The 18474-nt window shown below is 58.8% G+C and carries 18 protein-coding genes and 1 pseudogene; 1 reads left to right on the top strand and 18 read right to left on the bottom strand.

What is annotated here, in order from left to right:
- Positions 1-272: 272 nt before the first annotated feature.
- The 7 genes and pseudogenes from BQ7486_RS09235 to BQ7486_RS09205 all read right to left on the bottom strand — a co-directional run bounded on the left by BQ7486_RS09235 (position 273) and on the right by BQ7486_RS09205 (position 3655).
- Positions 273-620, bottom strand: a complete 348-nt coding sequence (locus BQ7486_RS09235) for an FAD-binding protein (RefSeq protein ID WP_074009802.1) — start codon at positions 618-620, stop codon at positions 273-275.
- Positions 621-628: 8 nt separating this feature from the next.
- A complete protein-coding gene (locus tag BQ7486_RS11775; RefSeq protein WP_143183130.1) occupies positions 629-841 on the bottom strand; it encodes a hypothetical protein in 213 nt (70 codons plus the stop codon).
- Positions 796-1407: pseudogene (locus BQ7486_RS12280) on the bottom strand (FAD-binding protein). Before BQ7486_RS12280 ends, BQ7486_RS11775 begins: the two are co-directional and overlap by 46 nt.
- Positions 1408-1704: 297 nt before the next feature.
- Positions 1705-1956, bottom strand: coding sequence for a hypothetical protein (locus BQ7486_RS09220; protein ID WP_074009800.1), 252 nt, complete (start codon positions 1954-1956; stop codon positions 1705-1707).
- Between the two features lie 48 nt (positions 1957-2004).
- The gene (locus tag BQ7486_RS09215; protein ID WP_162272260.1) at positions 2005-2259 is read right to left on the bottom strand and encodes a DDE-type integrase/transposase/recombinase; all 255 of its coding nucleotides are present in this window, start codon (positions 2257-2259) and stop codon (positions 2005-2007) included.
- Positions 2260-2291: 32 nt separating this feature from the next.
- Positions 2292-2456, bottom strand: coding sequence for a hypothetical protein (locus tag BQ7486_RS11970; RefSeq protein ID WP_154666322.1), 165 nt, complete (start codon positions 2454-2456; stop codon positions 2292-2294).
- Positions 2444-3655: a putative barnase/colicin E5 family endoribonuclease gene (locus BQ7486_RS09205; RefSeq protein ID WP_074009797.1), complete on the bottom strand. Its 1212-nt coding sequence runs from the start codon at positions 3653-3655 to the stop codon at positions 2444-2446. Before BQ7486_RS09205 ends, BQ7486_RS11970 begins: the two co-directional genes overlap by 13 nt.
- A 119-nt stretch (positions 3656-3774) precedes the next feature.
- On the opposite strand from BQ7486_RS09205, the gene BQ7486_RS09200 reads away from it, so the two are divergent.
- Positions 3775-4011, top strand: a complete 237-nt coding sequence (locus BQ7486_RS09200) for a hypothetical protein (protein WP_143183127.1) — start codon at positions 3775-3777, stop codon at positions 4009-4011.
- Between the two features lie 142 nt (positions 4012-4153).
- Here BQ7486_RS09200 and ftsA read toward each other — a convergent pair whose 3' ends face one another.
- From ftsA to BQ7486_RS09145, 11 genes are all read right to left on the bottom strand, one after another.
- A complete protein-coding gene (ftsA, locus tag BQ7486_RS09195; protein ID WP_074009795.1) occupies positions 4154-5428 on the bottom strand; it encodes a cell division protein FtsA in 1275 nt (424 codons plus the stop codon).
- A complete protein-coding gene (locus tag BQ7486_RS09190; RefSeq protein ID WP_084765874.1) occupies positions 5428-6207 on the bottom strand; it encodes a cell division protein FtsQ/DivIB in 780 nt (259 codons plus the stop codon). Before BQ7486_RS09190 ends, ftsA begins: the two co-directional genes overlap by 1 nt.
- A 15-nt stretch (positions 6208-6222) precedes the next feature.
- Positions 6223-7179 (bottom strand): D-alanine--D-alanine ligase, encoded by a 957-nt coding sequence (locus BQ7486_RS09185; protein WP_074009793.1) that lies wholly within the window; start codon positions 7177-7179, stop codon positions 6223-6225.
- Between the two features lie 30 nt (positions 7180-7209).
- Complete coding sequence (murC, locus tag BQ7486_RS09180; RefSeq protein ID WP_074009792.1) at positions 7210-8613, bottom strand: UDP-N-acetylmuramate--L-alanine ligase; 1404 nt, start codon at positions 8611-8613, stop codon at positions 7210-7212.
- 65 nt (positions 8614-8678) lie between these two features.
- The gene (gene murG, locus BQ7486_RS09175; RefSeq protein ID WP_022373851.1) at positions 8679-9785 is read right to left on the bottom strand and encodes an undecaprenyldiphospho-muramoylpentapeptide beta-N-acetylglucosaminyltransferase; all 1107 of its coding nucleotides are present in this window, start codon (positions 9783-9785) and stop codon (positions 8679-8681) included.
- A 2-nt stretch (positions 9786-9787) separates the two neighbouring features.
- Positions 9788-11020, bottom strand: a complete 1233-nt coding sequence (ftsW, locus tag BQ7486_RS09170; RefSeq protein ID WP_084765872.1) for a putative lipid II flippase FtsW — start codon at positions 11018-11020, stop codon at positions 9788-9790.
- Positions 11021-11022: 2 nt separating this feature from the next.
- Entirely contained in the window at positions 11023-12540 is a 1518-nt protein-coding gene (gene murD, locus BQ7486_RS09165; RefSeq protein WP_084765870.1) for a UDP-N-acetylmuramoyl-L-alanine--D-glutamate ligase, read from the bottom strand.
- 26 nt (positions 12541-12566) lie between these two features.
- Complete coding sequence (gene mraY / locus BQ7486_RS09160) at positions 12567-13721, bottom strand: phospho-N-acetylmuramoyl-pentapeptide-transferase (protein ID WP_074009791.1); 1155 nt, start codon at positions 13719-13721, stop codon at positions 12567-12569.
- A 15-nt stretch (positions 13722-13736) separates the two neighbouring features.
- Positions 13737-15140 carry a UDP-N-acetylmuramoyl-tripeptide--D-alanyl-D-alanine ligase gene (locus BQ7486_RS09155; protein ID WP_074009790.1) on the bottom strand — a complete coding sequence of 468 codons (1404 nt, stop codon included), beginning with the start codon at positions 15138-15140 and terminating at the stop codon, positions 13737-13739.
- The gene (locus BQ7486_RS09150) at positions 15137-16660 is read right to left on the bottom strand and encodes a UDP-N-acetylmuramoyl-L-alanyl-D-glutamate--2,6-diaminopimelate ligase (protein WP_074009789.1); all 1524 of its coding nucleotides are present in this window, start codon (positions 16658-16660) and stop codon (positions 15137-15139) included. Before BQ7486_RS09150 ends, BQ7486_RS09155 begins: the two co-directional genes overlap by 4 nt.
- On the bottom strand, positions 16653-18473 hold the full coding sequence (locus BQ7486_RS09145; protein ID WP_074009788.1) for a peptidoglycan D,D-transpeptidase FtsI family protein: 1821 nt from the start codon (positions 18471-18473) through the stop codon (positions 16653-16655). The genes BQ7486_RS09150 and BQ7486_RS09145 overlap by 8 nt, the downstream gene beginning before the upstream one ends.
- Position 18474 lies beyond the last annotated feature (1 nt).

Genomic DNA, 18474 nt, shown 5'->3' with positions numbered 1-18474 from the left:
ATAAGAATTTCTGCATTTGTCTACAGGGGGGGGGGTATTCCCTTATACTTTTCGGCGTTTTTTGCTAAAAGAATTTATTTTTTGTTGTTCTTTTACAACGTTTTGAGTTTTTCGGCCGGATTGTCACCCGGAAATGTGATCGGTTTTTCGTCAAAAATGAAATAAAGTTTTCTAAGAACGGAAACGGCGCGGTTTTACCCGCGCCGTCTTCGATAAACAGATGTCAGAGTGACGTGCTTTACGCCCGCTGCTACGTGTTACATCACCGATATTTAAAACACTCGCCCTCCGTGCCCGGCAAGCTTTGCCGCACCCTCTCCGGCCACGCGACCGAAAGCCAGGCACTGCGACAAAATGCCGCCGCCGTGATAGTCCATATAGTAGAGGTTCACGGTTTCACCCGCCGCATACAGTCCGCGCATCACATCACCGTCCTGCGCGGTGACGCGGGCCTTCGTGTCGATGGTAAGTCCCCCGTAAACCATGGTGATGGAAGGAGTCAGCGGATAAAAAGCGTAGAGCCTGCCCTTCATGTCGAGTTTGGCCGCCAGATGGGATTTCGGAGGCACGGCTTCAGGCGCCGTACCGTCTGCCCTCACCTTGGCGTTAAAGGATTGCACCGTCTCCTTTAAACCCCCGCCGGGACGCCGAGCTTAACAGCCAGATCGTCGATTCCGTCCGCGGTAATAAGACCGCCGCCCGCCTTTTCAAAGAGCGTCATCGACATACCGATACGCTTTTCCGCCTGACGCGTCTTTTCGTCAAAAATGAGCGCCACCTGCTGCTGAGGCTGCTTCAGGGTCGCTTTGCCGAAGGCAGCGTAACCGATCGATTCATCCACAAAGCGCCGCCCGGATGTGCCGCTTCCAGTAACGCACGGTTGGCGGAGTAGCCGCCGGTGGCAAGCACCACGCCCTTCGCCTCAATATCGACCAGACCCTTTCGGGTCTTTACACGGCAGCCGCAGACTGCGCCCTTACTGTTGACAAGCAGCCGCACTGCTTTTGTCTGATACAGTGCTTTTTCCCCCGCCTTTTCATAAGCCGTGTGCAGTGTCTCGAGCAGTTTGGGCATCCAGCGGTACTGGCCCGGCGAGGCAATCCGCACTCCGAGCCGCCAGGGAGACTGCTGCAGCCAGGGCTCAAACCGGGCGCCGTGCTTTTCAGCCTAGGCCACGGCATCGAGAATCTGATCGGCGAGCACTTCGTAGAGATCCGTACGTCCGCCGCCCATTGACTTTTTGACGACATCTTCAATAAAGGCAGTCCGCGCTTCGGGGCTTTTGTCCTTTGGCATCAGAAAAGACCCACGGCAGACGCGAGAATTACCGCCGCGCATATCTTTGCGGGCTTTATCAATCAGAAGAACCTGCGCACCGCGCTCCCGGGCTGCGAGCGCCGCGACAATTCCCGAGAGACCCGGTAGATGTCAAGTCTTCTTTCCTCTAATTTACAAATTTTTATATGTGTGAGTTCTGAGGGGCTCTGCCCCCTCCGCCTCCGGCGGATTCACCTAGAGTTTTTTAGCCCGTAGAAAAACCTTTGATGCAGCTGTGCTGCACCGTTCACGAAAGTAAGAAACGGGGGTGTTCACGAGTTTGAGAACACCGTTCACGCGGTTAAGAAATCTCAGCAGGAGGAGTCCGAGCCTGAGGCCCGCGGGAAACCGTTGAACGCCCTGTTGCAGCAACAGCGGGGCGTTTGTTCAAGCTGCCTTGGCATGCTTTTCCTCCAACTGCCCATTTTCGGGGTTAAGCCACACCTCTTTGATCGGCGTACAGTTCAGCACTCTCCCGGTGATCCAGCGCTCCAGATGGCGTCTGCGAGCCTCCAGCATCGTCTCCCTGCGTCGGCGCAGCACCTCCGCGTCCTCGCCGCGATAGCGCTGCCCCGGCGTTACCATGCGGATGCCGCGGCGTCTGTGGTGCTCGTTGTAGTGGTCTACAAAGCCCTGCACCCATTGCTCAGCTTCCTCAGCATTGTCGAAGCCGTCACGGTGGTACAGTTAATCGCCGCTGTACTTGAGCGCACGGAAGAAGGACTCCGAATACGGATTGTCGTTGCTGATTCGCGGACAACTGTGCGAGAAGGTAATTCCGTTTTTCTCAAGCAAAGCCAAAGTGGGAGCGGCCTTCATGCTCGCACCATTGTCTGAGTGCACGACAAGCTGTCCGGGCTTGATTCCGTATCGCCTGAAGGCATCCCCGAGAAAGCGCGCGGCGAAGTCGGCATTATCAGCCTCGAATACCCTGGCGCTCACAACCATGCGGCTGTAGACGTCGACAATGACATCTACCGGGCCTCTTCTTCCTGGGCTTTCTTGATGTTCTTGCGGCCGCCGACTGTTTCAATAAGCCCCGCGTCTTCCATACGCTGTAAAACAGCCTTGGCAGTGGCGTCACCGTTGGACGCTCCGTTAATCACGATCTGAGCGGCCCGGGCAATCAGCGGCTCCATAGCTGCGCGGCCGGAACCGTCGGCCGCCATATGCACGCCGACCTCATGGAGGAACACACCTTTTGCCGTGTCCTTCGAGAGGTTCGAGGCGATGAGATAGGACTTTCCGGAAGCCGGGTCATACACACCCCCTGGATGTCGCCGTTGTCGGAATGCTTGATCGTAAGCACACGATTCCCTAAAATAAGAACCGAGTCTGTTGCGACAGCTCCCTTCTGCGGACGACTGAGTGTAGGCCGTTGATGCGTAGCGCTAGCATTGCCATCACCCTTTCTAGTGGCACCTGTCGCAACAAGCCCATCAACATGGAATCCTGTCACCACCCAAGCGTCGCTACTTGGCGTCTTCGTGAGCGCAACGCGCGTTGTCTTTCCGTTCCGGAAGTTCTCAATCGTAACGTTTAAGTGACCCCCACTCTTATTGAGACGGGAGGTTTCGTGGCCTTCGGCAATGGCGTAGACCGCATCATCCAGCAAGTCACCGATCTGTTTTTCGTTGTAGCCGTCTTTACGGTAACGTGCCTCCATTATGTGGATAATGCCCTGTGCGCCCTTGCGAGAGCCGTTGCCCTTAATACGTTCCGAACCTTCAGAGCCGTACTCAAAATCAACCCACCCAAGCCCCTGTCGGAACATTGCACGGTACGGCGTCTTGTGATCCGCAATGAGTCGAGCCATCGCATTGAGGCCGCGCTTAATATCGGCGCGAGGCGACTTCATCGGAGACCGACTTTGTTCCGTGTCATCGATTTGACTGCGAATCTCGGTGGGCAAATCGTCTACAGTGTCCACGACGTTCACCGCGCCCGCGTCTGTCAACGTGCGGAAAGATGCACCGATCTGCGGATCCGTGGAAAGCGTTTCCGTCACTTCAGACGTGCGGCTACCGGCCTTCGCCTTGCCACGGGGCGCCCACGCACCTGCCACGCCACGATCAGCCTTTTCCTGCGCCTGCGCAAAGAAGTCTTCAATCAGCCGCGGCGAAGCGGAATCAAACTCTGTGTCATCAACAATGCGCCCTTCCGGCGTATTGAGTGACAGGGCCAAATACCCGCCCTTCGAGCTACGCCCGAGTATGGCCAACTGCTGAGCCGTCGGCTTGCGAGCAACGGAGGCGATGCCGGCAATACGATCAAACCGCATAGCGCCCGTGCGGCCCATGAATTCGTACATAGCCTCAGCGCCGTCACGAATTGTCATGGAGTTCTATGCGATGCGGCATCTGACAAGGGGAAAGGACGGGCGATACGCCTACACGGACGAACAACTGAAACGAGCAGTTCAACAGCAAAACGACAACATTGACTGGAGCCACCGCCATGGATAACACAACACTTCTGATGGACCAAGCGGCCGCAACCGCCTTCATGGGAATTTCCGTCACGACGTTCAAGCGCCGCCGGTACTCGGACAAGACCCGCTTCCCGAAACCGGTTGAAGGATTTTCCGCTAAGCTCAACTGGAAACGGGAAGACATCCGCAAGTATGTGGACGGACTCGGCTACCTGACGGAAGCCGCCGGTCAGCAGACAACGACCGAACCAAAAAGCGCATAGCGCTCATCACAAAAGCACCTCGAAAAGACCTCAGACAGGAGGAATCATCGAAATAGGTGCGCACACATTGAGTGTGCGGGGTGCATCTCACCCCATAATTCCTGACCCGAGTCGGTTGCCGACTCGGGTTTATTTTTTTCCGCTAGCCGGAAAAGTCGCCGAAGATCATCCGCTTGAAACCGGCCATAAAGCCGCCGAGATGTCCGTCCGCCGCACGGGCCTTGCCGCTTAAGCGGCGGCGCCGCACGGTCTCAATAATCACGCCGATCGCGGTTGAATCCTCAACCCCGATGAGATCTTCGCTGCCGTTACCTTCCTTGTGTCCCGGAGAGGCTAAGCGGACCGGCAGCTGCATCACCTTCGCGACAAGCTCGGCAAAACCCGGCATCCGCGTACAGCCTCCTGTGATCACAATGCCCCCGGCCGCTCTCTGCAGCCAGTTTTCCGGTGCAAGAAACCGGTCGCGGATCACTTTGAGAATTTCTTCGGCGCGGCAGGTCACGACTTCCACGAGCTTACGGCAGGGGACAACCTTTTCTTCCCGCGTGGCTTCACAGACATAACGGATTGTTTCATAGTCATCACCGGGCCTCATACCGATATGCGCATACGCGGGCTTAAGGTCATCGGCATCATCCAGGGAGCAGCCCAGAACCCCGGCAATATCGCGGGTAAAAAGATTGCCACCCACGGGTATCACTTCTGTTTTTTCTATCCGGCTGCGCTCGTAGCAAGCCAGGTCCACCGAGCCCGCGCCGAAATCCATCATGATGACGCCGAGCTCTTTATCCGTGGGCGTCAGGCAGCTCGCTGCACTCGCCCAGGGCTGAAGAATAAGCGCCTCCACGTCAAGCCCCGCGCGGCGGATGCAACGGATGAGATTTGCCACGATCGATTCCGAACCGACCGCGAGATGCACATGCGCGTGAATGACGTTACCGGACATGCCGACCGGATCGGCAATAAGCGTTGCCGTGTCGTTATCAAGCGTATATCCCTTCACCAGGTGCGAGACCACGCGGTCATCGTCACCCCGGCCCCTGCTGTCGTTTTTCGGGTCAAAAGCCATCGCCAGGCGCGTGACGCGCTGCACATCCTGCGCCGTCACTTCATTTTCACGCAGCACAAGACGCCCTTTGCGGTTCACGGAATGCAGATACTTTCCGGTCAATGCCGCCGACACGGTCGTAATCTTGCGCCCGCTCATTGCTTCGGCTTCGGCAACAGCCTTGCGGATTGAGTCAACGGCGAGCTCCACGTCCTGAATGCTGCCGTCATAAATCCCCAAGGCTTCCACCTTGCCGATGCCGACCACACGGATCTCGCCCGTGTCGTCAACGTCGGCCACCACCACGGAAATTTTGGCGGTACCGATATCAAGCGCTGCAATCTGCGAGGACTTTACTGCTGAATCCATCAACCTTCACCTTTTTTCTGTACCGCGGGGTGCTCCAGACGCCAAAGTCTGGCCGACTCGGCGTTCGGAAGCTGTGCAGCAAACGCATCGCGGTAACGGGCATCAATTTTCAAAGGATAACCCTGCATGATGCGGCACAGATCCGGATAGTGTTTTACCACACGCTCAAGCCGCTCCACGGGACTGTTTTCCGTCAGTGCCCGTCCGAGTTCTATGGTCACCACCGGCGTTGTTTTGAGTTCCACCGTCACGCTCCAGCTGCCGCGGTATGACGCATGCACCCCCTTCAGACGCCCGCCGAGCGCTTTGGCGGCCTTCATAAAAGCCGGCAGATACTGCACGGCCTGCACAGAATAGGCTGCATCGCCGGAAAACATGGGCATGTCGGCAAGCTTTTCGATGGACTCATCGTTTCCGGTGAAGAGAATACCCTCGGAAGACACAAGCCGGCCGTCTTCCCAAATCGCAACCGGATTGTGTTTGATCACGGTCACTTTCAGGCCGTCAGGCCAGACGCGCTCAACGGAAGCACTCTGAACCCAGCTTAATTCCTGCACCGCCTCTTTCACGGCCTTAAGGTTTACGGTGAAAAGCGTGCCCTGCACCGTGCGCTGCACGACCTGCTGCATTTCATTCACCGAAGGTCCCTTCACATCCCCGACAATGTAAAGCTCACGGACGGTGTTGGCCTCAGACGTGAGAAAACGGTAAGCGCCGCCCGCGGCGGCCAAAAGAGCCGCGGCAACAAAAACACAGCGCCAAACCCTCTTCTTCTGCATTGTCCGTCACGTCCGTTACTGCACCTTGGGGCGCACATGATCCAGCGCAGCCGAGGCAAGAACCTTCACCACAAGATCCTCATAGGAAAGTCCCACGGCACGCGCTGCCATCGGCACAAGCGAATGCGGCGTCATGCCGGGACTCGTATTGAGTTCGAGCAGCACAAAACTGCCGTCGGGCCTCATCATCAGGTCAATGCGGCCCCAGCCGCGGGCGCCCAAAACTGCAAAGGCTTTTTCGCACGCCGCCTGCACGGCCTCAGTAACGGCCTGAGGCAGTTCTGCCGGGCAGTCGTATTTGACGGCGTTGCCGAAATACTTGTTCTGATAGTCGTAGTCGCCCGCAGGCGCCTTGATTTCAATCACGGGCAGGGCCTTGCCTCCGAGAATTCCGACCGTAAGCTCACGCCCGAAGATGCGCTCTTCCACGAGAACCTCGCGATCAAGCTTCAGGGCCTTCTGAAGAGCATCACGAATCGCGTCAACCGTTGCGTCCTTGAGTTTCGTCACGCCGATCGAAGAGCCCTCGCAGTCAGGCTTTACGACGACGCTGCCGCCCAACCGTTCAAACACAGCCTGCGCCTGATCGGCTGATGTGACCGTCATGCCGCGCGCCAGGGGCAGTCCTGCGTCATCCCAAACAAGACGCGTTGCACTCTTATCCATCGCAACGGCACTTGCCTTCACGCCCGGTCCCGTATAGGGAATGCCGAGATACTCGAGCACCCCCTGCACCGTGCCGTCTTCACCAAAGCGCCCGTGAAGGGCGATAAACACACGGTCAAAGCCGCCCGCGGCAAGCTCCGTGATGCTGCGGCGCGCCGGGTCAAAGCCTTCGGCATTGACGCCCTTGGATAAGAGCGCCTTTAAAACGCCCTCACCGCTTGAAAGCGAAACTTCGCGCTCGGAGCTGAAGCCCCCCATGAGAACGGCCACATGTCCCAGGGCCTTCACATCAACTGCTGCCTGCATTTATTCCTTTTCCTTATTTTTTCCGTTTCTTCAGAGCTCATGGTGCGCAAGAATCGGCGCGACGCGCCCGATGGAACCCGCCCCCATCGTCACCACGACATCGCCGTCACGCACCACCTGCATCACGGCCTGCGGCACCTCATCAACGCTGTCGCAGAAAATAAGATCACCCTTACCGACAAGACGTACGGCACGCGCCAGAGCCCGGCCGTCTGCGCCCGCAATCGGCGTTTCCCCTGCGGGGTAAACGTCCGCGAGCACCACCACGTCAGCCTGCGAGAGAACCTTCACAAAGTCTTCAAAGCAGTCACGGGTGCGCGTGTAGCGGTGCGGCTGAAACACAACCACAAGACGCCTGTCGGGCCATGCGCCGCGCACCGCGGCAATCGTTGCCGCCATCTCGTGCGGGTGGTGTCCGTAATCATCAACGAGCTTAAAGCTGCCGATGGTCTTACCCTCAGCGTCTGTGACTGGAAGATCCCCGTACTGGGCAAAGCGCCGGCCTACGCCCGTAAATTCGGCCAGCCCCTTCACAATCGCTTCGTCCGTGACGCCCACGAGCGTGGCGATTGCCACCGCCGCCAGGGCGTTACGCACGTTGTGCAGCCCCGGCAGATTCAGTACCACGGGCAGCGGCTGATACTCGGGCCTTAAAATCGTAAAGCGCATCCGTGTGCCGTCGGTTCTCACGTCAATGGCCCGGACTTCGGCCTTGTCGTTTAAACCGTATTCCACCACGCGGCGCGGCACGCGCGGGATGATCGAGCGCACGTTTTCATCATCACTGCACAGAACCGCCACCCCGTAAAAGGGAAGCCGCGTCAGAAAATCCACAAAAGCCTGCTTGAGCCGCTCAAAGTCGTGCCCGTAGGTGTCCATGTGGTCCTGATCGATGTTGGTGACGGCCGCAAGCACCGGCGTGAGATTCAAAAACGAGGCATCGGACTCATCGGCTTCGGCGACGATGTATTCGCCGGCACCGAGCCGGGCGTTGGTGCCGGAACTGTTGAGTCTGCCGCCGATCACATAGGTGGGATCAAGCCCCCCGGCGGCCAAAAGCGCGGTCGTAAGCGAGGTCGTCGTGGTCTTGCCGTGCGCCCCGGCAATCGCAATACCGCGGCGCAGACGCATGAGTTCTGCGAGCATCACCGCGCGCGGCACCACCGGAATATGGGCCGCCTTGGCGGCCACAACTTCCGGATTGTCGGCATGTACGGCGCTGGAAATCACGATGGCGTCGGCGCCTTCAATGTTTTTTGCGTCATGCCCGCGGTAAATCACGGCGCCGAGGCTTTTGAGCCTGCGGGTGGCGGCATTTTCAGCCAGATCCGAGCCGCTTACGGTGTAACCGAGGTTCAGGAGCACCTCGGCGATGCCGCACATCCCGGTGCCGCCGATACCGACAAAATGCAGATGCTTGACAACGAACTTCATAACTCAAATCAACCTTTTTTCAGAAACCGCAGTCCAAAGCAGCTTTACCGACCTTGAGTGCCCCGTCAGACGGGCTTGGTCTTCATTGCCGCGATGTCTTCAATCATGTCGGCAACGGCTGCGGCTGCCTTCAGGCGGCAAAGCGCACGGGCGTTTACCGCAGTCTGCAGAATCTTTTCGCGCTTCATGCTCGCGAGAATTCCGAAGAGGTGTTCAGGCGTGAGGCTTTCCTGCGGAACACACAGACCGGCGTTGTTCATCGCCATATAGCGGGCGTTACCGAGCTGATGTTTGGTGGTCTTTGCCACGAAAGGTACCAGAACGGAAGCAGCGCCCGCCGCACAGAGTTCCGCCACGGTCGTCGCGCCCGCCCGGCAGATCACAAGGTCGCTTTCCGTATAGGCCTTGGCCATATCCTCGATAAAGGGAACAATCTCAGCTTCAACCCCGGCATCGGCATAGCATTTTTTGGCTTCTTCCACCGAGCCCGCACCGCACTGATGCAGTACCTGAGGACGGTTTTCCGGGTCAAAAAGCGCAAGCGCCTTAGGCACCGTCTCATTTAAGACACGTGCGCCGAGGCTGCCGCCGAAAACAAGGAGCTTCAGAGGGCCCGTGCGGCCTGCAAGGCGCGTTTCAGGCGCCTCAACCGCCTCGATTTCCGCGCGCACCGGGTTACCGGTGATGCGGCCCTTACTGGCTGCCCGCGAGCGCGCCGAACCGGCAAAACCGCAGGCCACGCCCCAGGCGTCCTTGAGAATCATCTCAGTGGACATCAGAAGGTCGGCATCGCAGTTCATCACCGCCACACGCACGCCGTTTTTGCGGCATCCGGAAGCAACCGGCACGGCCACGTAGCCGCCGGTGGTAAACATCACATCGGGTTTGAGTTCGCGCATGAGGCTTTTGCAGCGCGACATGGCTTTTAAAAGCTTGATGCCGCCGGAGATCATGCCAAAAAAACCCTTGCCTCTGACGCCGTTAAAGTCCAGGCCCGTGAAATCAATAGCGTCTTTGGCAATGAGTTTGGACTCCATCCCGGTCTGCGTTCCGATCCAGGAAATCTTCCAGCCGCGGTTTCTGAGCTCACGCGCCACCGCAAGCGCCGGAAACACGTGACCGCCCGTTCCTGCGGCAGCTACCACCAGATGCTTTTTATTTTCTTCAGACATGACTAAACCCTTCCGCCCCGCATCAGGATGCGGTTTTCCGCGTCAATTCTCAGTAAAACAGCGACAGCCGCAATTGTAGCGAGCAGGCTTGAGCCGCCGTAGCTCATCAGCGGGAGCGTCAGACCCTTGGTCGGGAATAGCCCCGTGGCCACGCCACCGTTAATCACCACCTGCACGCCGATCCAAAGCCCCACGCCTTCGGCAACGAGTCCGGAAAACACCCTGTCAAGCTTGATGGCCTGCCGTCCGATCGAAAACGCGCGGCGCACCAGGAAGTAATAGGCAATAAAGACACAGATCACTCCCACGAACCCGAGCTCTTCACCCACCACCGCCAAAATAAAGTCGGTGTGCGCTTCAGGCAGATAGTTGAGTTTTTCCACCGACGCCCCGAGCCCGACGCCGAGCCATTCGCCGCGCCCGAAGGCAATAAGCGAGTGGCTTAATTGATAGGCTTTGTCGAGCGCATAGTCGCTGCTCCAGGGATCAAGGTAAGCCATCACGCGGCCCACGCGCCAGGGCGACATATAAACGGCCATGACGGCAGCGAAAATCACGGCAACCAGAACCACCATGAAGATTCTGAGATTAAGTCCCCCGAGGAAAAGCACTCCGAGCGCGATGCAGACAATGACGAAGGTGGCCCCTAGGTCAGGCTGCATGTTGATGAGAAAGGCGACGACTGCCATCACCAGCGCCATCGGGGCAAAGCCCTTCGTAAAGGAATGCATGAATTCCTGCCGGTGCACAGTAAAGCCGGCTGCGCCGATCAAGGCCGCAAACTTTGCAATTTCCGTGACCTGAATCGTCAGAGAACCGAAGCCGATCCAGCGCCGGGCGCCGTTTACGCTGTGACCGACTCCCGGAATAAGAACGGCGATCAGAAGCAATACGGCGATGATGACGAGAATCCCCGAAACACGCTCCCAAAAGCGCATGGGGATACGGTAGACGATGCTGCCTGCGACCGCGGCAACCGCAATAGAAATCAGATGCCGCACGAAAAAGTGCGTGTAGCTCGTGTCAAACTTCGGACTGTCGGCGAGCGAAATCGAGGCCGAATACACCATCAGGGAACCGAAAGCAAGCAAAAACCCCGTGATAAAAAGGATGCTCCAGTCGATACCCTCGGCACGGATACGCTTGGCACGGCCCCCTGTCTGCAACACCGTGGAGCCGCTTAAATCATCCTCAATCTGCCGGGCCGGAGCCCGTCCGGGGAAAAACCAGGCCATCGTCAGCGGTTTCCTTCCTCAGTGCGCGCGGCAATCTCTTGGGCGCGCGCAATAAAGCGGGCCGAGCGTTCGGCGTAATTGGCAAACATATCCCAGCTTGCGCACGCGGGACTTAAAAGCACGGCGTCTCCGCTCTGAGCCGAGGCGTAGGCTTTGTCCACCGCACCCTCAAAGTCGGTACCCGCATTTTCAAGGGGCACGCCCGTGTTTTTCAGTGCCTCCTGAATCCGGACGGCATCGCGCCCGATCAAAACCACCGAGCGCGCAAACTGCTGCACGTATGAAGAGAGCGGCGCGAAGTCCTGGCCCTTGCCGTCGCCGCCCATGATGAGCGCACACTTTCGTCCCCCGACCGCCAGGCCCTCAAGCGCAGCGGCCACAGCGCCGACGTTGGTGCCTTTGCTGTCATCGATAAATTCAATACCGTTAACCGTGAGAACGTGCTGCACGCGGTGGGCTTCTCCGGTGTAACCTGCAAGCACCTCCAGGGCCGCAGCAAGCGAAAAACCTGCGGCGTCGGCAAGCGCAAGTGCCGCCAGAGCATTCTGCACATTGTGCCGGCCGCGGATTTTGAGCGCGGCCGAAGGCATCAGAAGACTCATTTCCGGAGCGTCCCAGGCCGAAAGCTGCGCTTTTTTGCTGCTTGCCGCGGGCGTTGTCTGCGGTGCGATAAAACTCATCCACTCCACACCCGCGTCCTCGGTCACGCCCCACTCACCCAGCTTTTCGGGTTTGGTGAGCGCAAAGGTGCGCACAGCGGCGCCTGCCGTATTTTCAGCCCAGCGCATGCTCACGGGATCGGCGCGGTTCAAAATCCTCGAGCGAGCATGAAGGAAAATCCGGCCCTTGGCCTGCGCGTAGTTTTCCTGCGACCCGTGCCAGTCGATATGGTCTTCGGTGAGGTTTAAGTACGCGGCAGCGGTAAGTTCGAGCGATGACGTCGTCTCAAGCTGAAAGCTTGAAAGCTCAAGCACCCAGACTTCAGGCAGTTTTCCGGCTGCGAGCGCTTTGGTGAGCTCGGTGAGCGCATTGGGACCGATGTTACCGGCCACGCACACGGTTTTACCCGAAGCCTTGGCCATCAGACCCGTAATCGTTGTTGTGGTGGTTTTGCCGTTGGTGCCGGTGATTCCCACCACCACGGGCGAGTAGCCGCAGAAGGCCTTCAGACGCTTCATCTCCCGGGCAAAGAGTTCAATTTCGCCCACAACCTCAATGCCGAGTTCGTGTGCGAGGTTGACGGTTGCGGCTGCCGCAGAATGTGAGGGCGAGAGCCCCGGACTTATCACCAGAAGCGAAGCACCCCGCACAAGATCGGGATTAAAGCCCCCGAACGAAAATTCAATATGAGGCAGTTCTGCGGCAAGCGCATCGGCAGCCGCCGGATTGGTGCGGCTGTCAGCCACCGTTACATCCCAACCGCGGGAATAAAGAAACCGCGCGCAGGCTGCACCCGAAGCACCGCACCCCAAAACCAGCGCTCTTTTACCTGTTGCCAGACGCACCGACTGATTTGACATGTCCTCTGCTCCCAGGAAAGCCCGACTCAACGGATCTTCAGTGTTGCAAGACCGATCAGCACCAGAATGAAGGTGATGATCCAGAAGCGCACCACTACCTGCGTCTCCTTCCAGCCCTTGAGTTCAAAGTGATGGTGAATCGGCGCCATCAGGAAAACGCGCTTACCGTGAGAGAGCCGGAAGTAGACCGTCTGAATCATCACCGAGAGCGTTTCCACCACAAAAATCCCGCCCATGATGGCGAGCACGATTTCCTGCCGCACAATAACGGCGATGGTGCCTAAGGCGCCGCCGAGAGCCAGCGCCCCGACGTCACCCATAAAGACCTGCGCAGGGTAGGCGTTAAACCAAAGGAAAGCAAGGCCCGCGCCCGCCATCGCGGCGCACACGACCACAAGCTCTCCGGCCCCGGGAATATAGGAAAAATAAAGGTAGGACGCGTAGTCAGGGCGGCCCACAACGTAGGCAAAGATTCCGAGGGCCGAGCCCACCATCACGCACGGGAGAATCGCCAGGCCGTCGAGGCCGTCGGTGAGATTGACGGCGTTGGAAGTACCCACAATCACGATGTAGGTGAGAAGCAGAAAGCCCCAGACACCGAAGGGAAAACTCACCTGCTTAAAGAAGGGAATGGTGAGTTCGAGCTTACCCGGTTCCGAGAGCGCAAACCCGTTTTCCACCCAGTGCATCACCGTTGCCCAGACATGCGTGTCGGTGGGCATGGAAACGGCAAAAGCAAGGTAGACCGCCGTCACAATACCGATGAGACTCTGCCAGCTGAACTTTTCGCGGGCACTCATCCCCTGCGGGTTGTGATGCACAACCTTTCTGTAGTCATCGACCCAGCCGATTGCGCCGTATCCGAGCGTCACAAAAAGAACGGCCCAGACAAAACGGTTGGAGAGGTCCATCCACAAAAGTGTCGAAAGCCCGATTGCCACCAAAATGAGAGAGCCCCCCATCGTGGGCGTTCCGTCCTTCACCAGATGCGTTTTGGGCCCGCAGTTTCTCACGGCCTGACCGATCTTGAGTTTTTTGAGTTCACGGATCACCCAGGGCCCGGCCGCAAAACCGATTGCCAGAGCCGTGAGCGCGGCAAGCACTGCTCTTAAGGAAAGATAGTTAAAGACGCTGAAGGCCGGAATATCTTCCGCAAGCCTTTGAAAAAGATAAAGAAGCATTGTTTTTCTTCTTGTTTATTTATCCGTAATGCCGAGTTCGGAGACGATGTCGCGCACCACGTGCTGCAGACCCATACTGTTGGAAGCCTTCAAAAGCATCGTGCAGGGCGTCTTGGCCGTTTCCATGGCCGCTGCCGTCAGCTCATCGCGGCTTGCAAAGTGCCGCGCACCGGCGCCGAAAGCCTCAACGGCGCTTTTCATTGCCTCACCCACGGCGAGGAACCGGTCCACGCCGTGCTCACGGGCATACTGCCCGATTTCACGGTGATAGCTTTCGACGTTTTCGCCGCCGGTCTCGGCCATATCCCCCGCCACAAAGATGCGGGGCCCGGAGAGGCGGCTCAGCATATCAACGGCGGCGCGCATACTGTCGGGATTGGCGTTATACGCGTCATCGATGATGACCGTGCCGTTTCTGAGCACGTGGCGCCGCCCGCGGCCTTCCACGGGCTCAAAACTTCTTAAGCCCGCCTCCACCGCGCGGGAATTGACGCCCACGGCCACCGCAGCCGCAGCGGCCGCAGCCGCATCATGCACAGCATGGCGTCCGGCCATTTTGAGTTCGAGTCTGAGGGTTTCCGAGCCAAACGCCATCGTGACCGTGCCCATTGCTTCCGTGGCTCTGAGATCCACGGCAAAATCGGTGTCGCCGGCGGCATAGGTCGCAACCTTGCAGCCGCGGGCACGGGCAAACTCAAGCCACACGGGCAGACAGGCATCGTCGGCCGGAAGCACTGCCGTCCCCTTGGCAGAGAGGCTCACCAGCGCCATCGCGTTTTCACGGGCACTCGCTTCAACGCCCTTTAAAAATTCCTGGTGTTCGCGCTGGGCGTTTGTGATCACCACCACTGTCGGACGAATCCAGCTGATTAACTGCGCCATTTCACCCGGGTGGCTGATACCGGCCTCAATCACCGCCGCCTTCGTGCGCGGTGTGAGTTTCAAAAGCATGCGGGGTACGCCCACGGCGTTATTGAAGTTGCCTTCCGTGGCAAGCATCGCCTCTTCGCCGCAGGCCTGCCTCAGAATGGAGGCAATCATCTGCGTGGTGGTGGTCTTACCGTTGGACCCCACGACACAGATGAGCGGAATCGAAAACTGCGCGCGCCAGGCCCGCGCCAGTGCACCGTAGGCTTCCACGGTGTCGGTCACAATGATCTGCGGGCAGGACGCGCCGGTACCGACGTTACGCTCGACGATGAGCACGCCGGCACCGCGGTCTTTGGCGGCAACGGCGTAGTCGTGTCCGTCAAAATTGGGGCCCTTGAGGGCGACAAAAACCGAGCCCGATGTGATGGTGCGGCTGTCGGTGCTGATCTCACCGAGTTCAGCCCCCGTCTGTCCGTCCACATCCTTTACAAGCGGCCCCAGTGCGTTTAACAACGCGTGAAAAGTCCACCCCGTCTGCGCCTGTTTCATGCTGATTTTCCCCCGACGCGCGTACGGCGTTCGTTAAATGCTTCCCGCACCACCTCAACATCGCTGAAATGGTGTTTGACGCCCTGAATTTCCTGATAATCCTCATGGCCCTTGCCGGCAATGAGCACCACGTCGGCCGCAGCCGCCTCAGTAACAGCCGAGACTATCGCTTCGCGCCGGTCAAGCACGACCCGGCGGTCCCGGGCAGGCGCTGCGCCCTCGGCCACAGCCTGCGCAATCACGGCAGGCTCTTCGGTTCTCGGATTGTCGCTTGTGACCACCGCGACGTCGGCAAGCTCCGCCGCAACGCGCCCCATGATCGGGCGCTTGCCCGGATCACGGTCGCCGCCCGCGCCGAAAACACACCAAAGCCTGCCGCCTCTGTGCTCGGCCGTTTCACGCAAAGCCGTGAGAACCTTTTCGAGGGCATCCGGCGTATGAGCGTAGTCAACCACCGCAAGCGGCGCGCCTTCGCTTGTCACAGTCTGAAGGCGTCCCGCAGGGGGTGTGAGTTCCGTAAGTTTTCCGAAAACGGCCCGGGCAGGAATGCCGAGGCTCAGAACAATACCCGCCGTCTCAAGAAGGTTCGAGACATTAAAGCGCCCGAGCACGGCTGCTTCAATTTCAAAGCGTTCACCCCGCCAGAGAGCGTCAAAAGCGGTACCGGCATGCGCCGCACGGATGTTTCCGGCCGCCAACATTTCGCAGCCTTCAATCTGAAGTGCCGCATCAAGCGTGCAGGCAATCGTGCGCACGCCGCGCGCGAGCGTCTTTTCAATCAACCGGCGCCCTGCGGCATCGTCGGCATTGATGACCGCGCATTTCAGGCCCGGCCAGTCAAAAAGCAGAGCCTTGGCTTCTTCATAGGCCTGCATCGAGCCGTGATAATCGAGATGATCCCGCGTGAGGTTGGTGAAGGCCGCCGTATGAAAAGCCGTTCCGTCAAGACGGCCCTGCACAAGGCCGATGGAACTCGCTTCAATACAAAACGCCTGACAGCCCCTGCCGTAAAGGTTACTGAAGAGATCCTGGGTACTGGCTGCGTCCGGCGTCGTGAGCGCCGGCGACGGGATTTTCTCACCCATATAAAAGCACCCCATCGTGCCCACGGCTGCGCAGGGGTGATGCAGCGCTGATAAAAGCCGCGCCGTCCAGTGACTGATGCTTGTCTTACCGTTGGTACCCGTGACGGCGGTACCCATCATGTGCTCAGACGGCCTGCCGAAAAAGTCCGAGGCGATTTCTCCCAGCCGTTTTTTAAGCTCACGCACCGCCAGAACCGGCACCTGCAGCACCGGCCGTTTTTCCCCTTCCCGTTCTTCCGTGAGAACGGCAGCGGCCCCGCGGGCAACCGCCACCGGCGCCCATGAAAGGCCGTCGGTGTGTTCACCCTTCAGCGCCACAAAAACGTCCCCGGGCCGGATATTGCGGGAATCGATGCAAAGATGCGCGCCCGGTTTTGTTCTGGCCTTAAGCCAGGTCAGAACGGCATCGCGGGTCCGGTCTGCCTGCTCAGTCATTTCGCAATCCTTTCACAAAAATTCCGGAACCGCTCACCGCGGTCGGATCATCGGGGTGTACGCCGATCAGCCGCAGCGCGCCCGCGGCCACGTCGTTAAAGACGGGACCGGCGACCGTGCCGCCGAAGTAGCTGCCCTTGGTGGGCTCGTCAATCATGACGGCCACGATAATACGGGGCTGCCCTGCGGGCGCCATGCCCACAAAACTGGCCACGTATTTACTGACGTACTCACCGTTTTCAATCTTATTGGCGGTTCCGGTTTTACCCGCGACCGTATACCCTTCCACGCTCACGCGCCGGGCCGTGCCGCCCGCAGTGACCGTTCCCATCATCATGGAGCGCATCTGGCGGGCCACTTCCGGGCGAAACACCTGAATGCCCTGGGCTTCACGGTTGGTGCGCCGGAACGTGAGATCGATCACGTCGCCGTTTCGGGCGAGCGCCGTATAGGCGCGCACAAGCTGCATCAGCGACACCGAAATACCGTGTCCGTAGGAAATGGTGGCCTGCTCAATCGGACGCCACGAGGCCGCGGGCCTCAGACGCCCTGAGACGGCGCCGGGAAAACCGATTCTCGGAGAGCGCCCGAACCCGAGCTCCTCATAGGTCTGCCACAACGTCTGCGGCGTCATTTCAAGCGCGATTTTGCTCGTGCCGATGTTGCTTGACTTTGAGACCACCTGACTCACGGTGATCATGCCGTAGTTATGTGTGTCGCCGATCGTTCTGTCGCCGATCGTGAGCTTTCCGGGCGCAGTCTGCACCAGCGTATCGGGCCTCACTATCCCGAGGTCAAGCGCTTTGGCCACCGCAAACGGCTTCATCGTCGATCCCGGTTCAAACGTGTCGGTGAGCACCCGGTTGCGGACGTTTTCAAATCGAAGCGTGCGGCGCACGTTGGGGTCATAGGTGGGCCAGTTGCTCATTGCGAGAATTTCGCCCGTGTGCACGTCCACCACAACCACCGCACCGGCCTTTGCCTCATGCTTGGCAATTGCTTTTTTAAGTGCGTTATGCGCAATAAACTGCAGACGGGAATCGATGGAAAGAACCACGTCGGCTCCGGCCTTGGCTTCCTTCACCCAGACGTCTTCAACAATGCGCCCGAGGCGGTCACGGATCACGCGGCGCGAACCGGGTTTGCCCGCAAGCTGATCGTTGTCGGCAAGTTCCACCCCTTCACGGCCGTTATTATCGGAATCGGTAAAGCCCACCACATGCGCGGAGATTTCGCCGTCCGGGTAGTTGCGGCGCATTTCGTTACTGATGTAAATCCCCGGAATCTGCAGATCCCGTACCGCCTGCGCAGTTTCCACGTCAAGCTGACGCTTGATGTAGACGAAACTGCGGTTACGGCGCTCGTGGATTCTCTGCCAGACGGCTTTTTCATCCTCCCCCACGAGTTCAGCGAGTTTTCCGATCTGCGTGCGGCTTGCTTCAGCGGCTTCTTCCGGTACGGCCCAGATGCTTCTTGCCGGAATCGTGGAAGCAAGCACCACGCCGTTACGGTCCACAATCTGACCGCGCTGCGCGGGCACTGAAAGCGTGCGGGCGTAACGCGCCTCACCCTGCTTCTGCAAAAACTCCGTGTCAATGCCGCACTGCAGCCAGAAGGCCTTGCAGACAACAGCGGTGAGACCGCAGAAAAAGAGGAAAAACAGCAGTTTGCTTCGTCCCGGCGAAATCGGCACCAGAAGCATCGCCTCTTCACCGCCGTTGGGGTGCTGCTTTTTGGGCGAATTGTCTTCCTTCCAGATGAGCTGCACCTTGCGGCAGAGCCCCTGCCAGAGGCCGATGAGAAAGACGGGCATT

This window comes from Duodenibacillus massiliensis (assembly GCF_900128485.1).
Lineage (GTDB): Bacteria > Pseudomonadota > Gammaproteobacteria > Burkholderiales > Burkholderiaceae_F > Duodenibacillus > Duodenibacillus massiliensis.
Note: the sequence above shows the minus strand (reverse complement) of the source record. Positions and strands in the feature narration are given on the sequence as shown.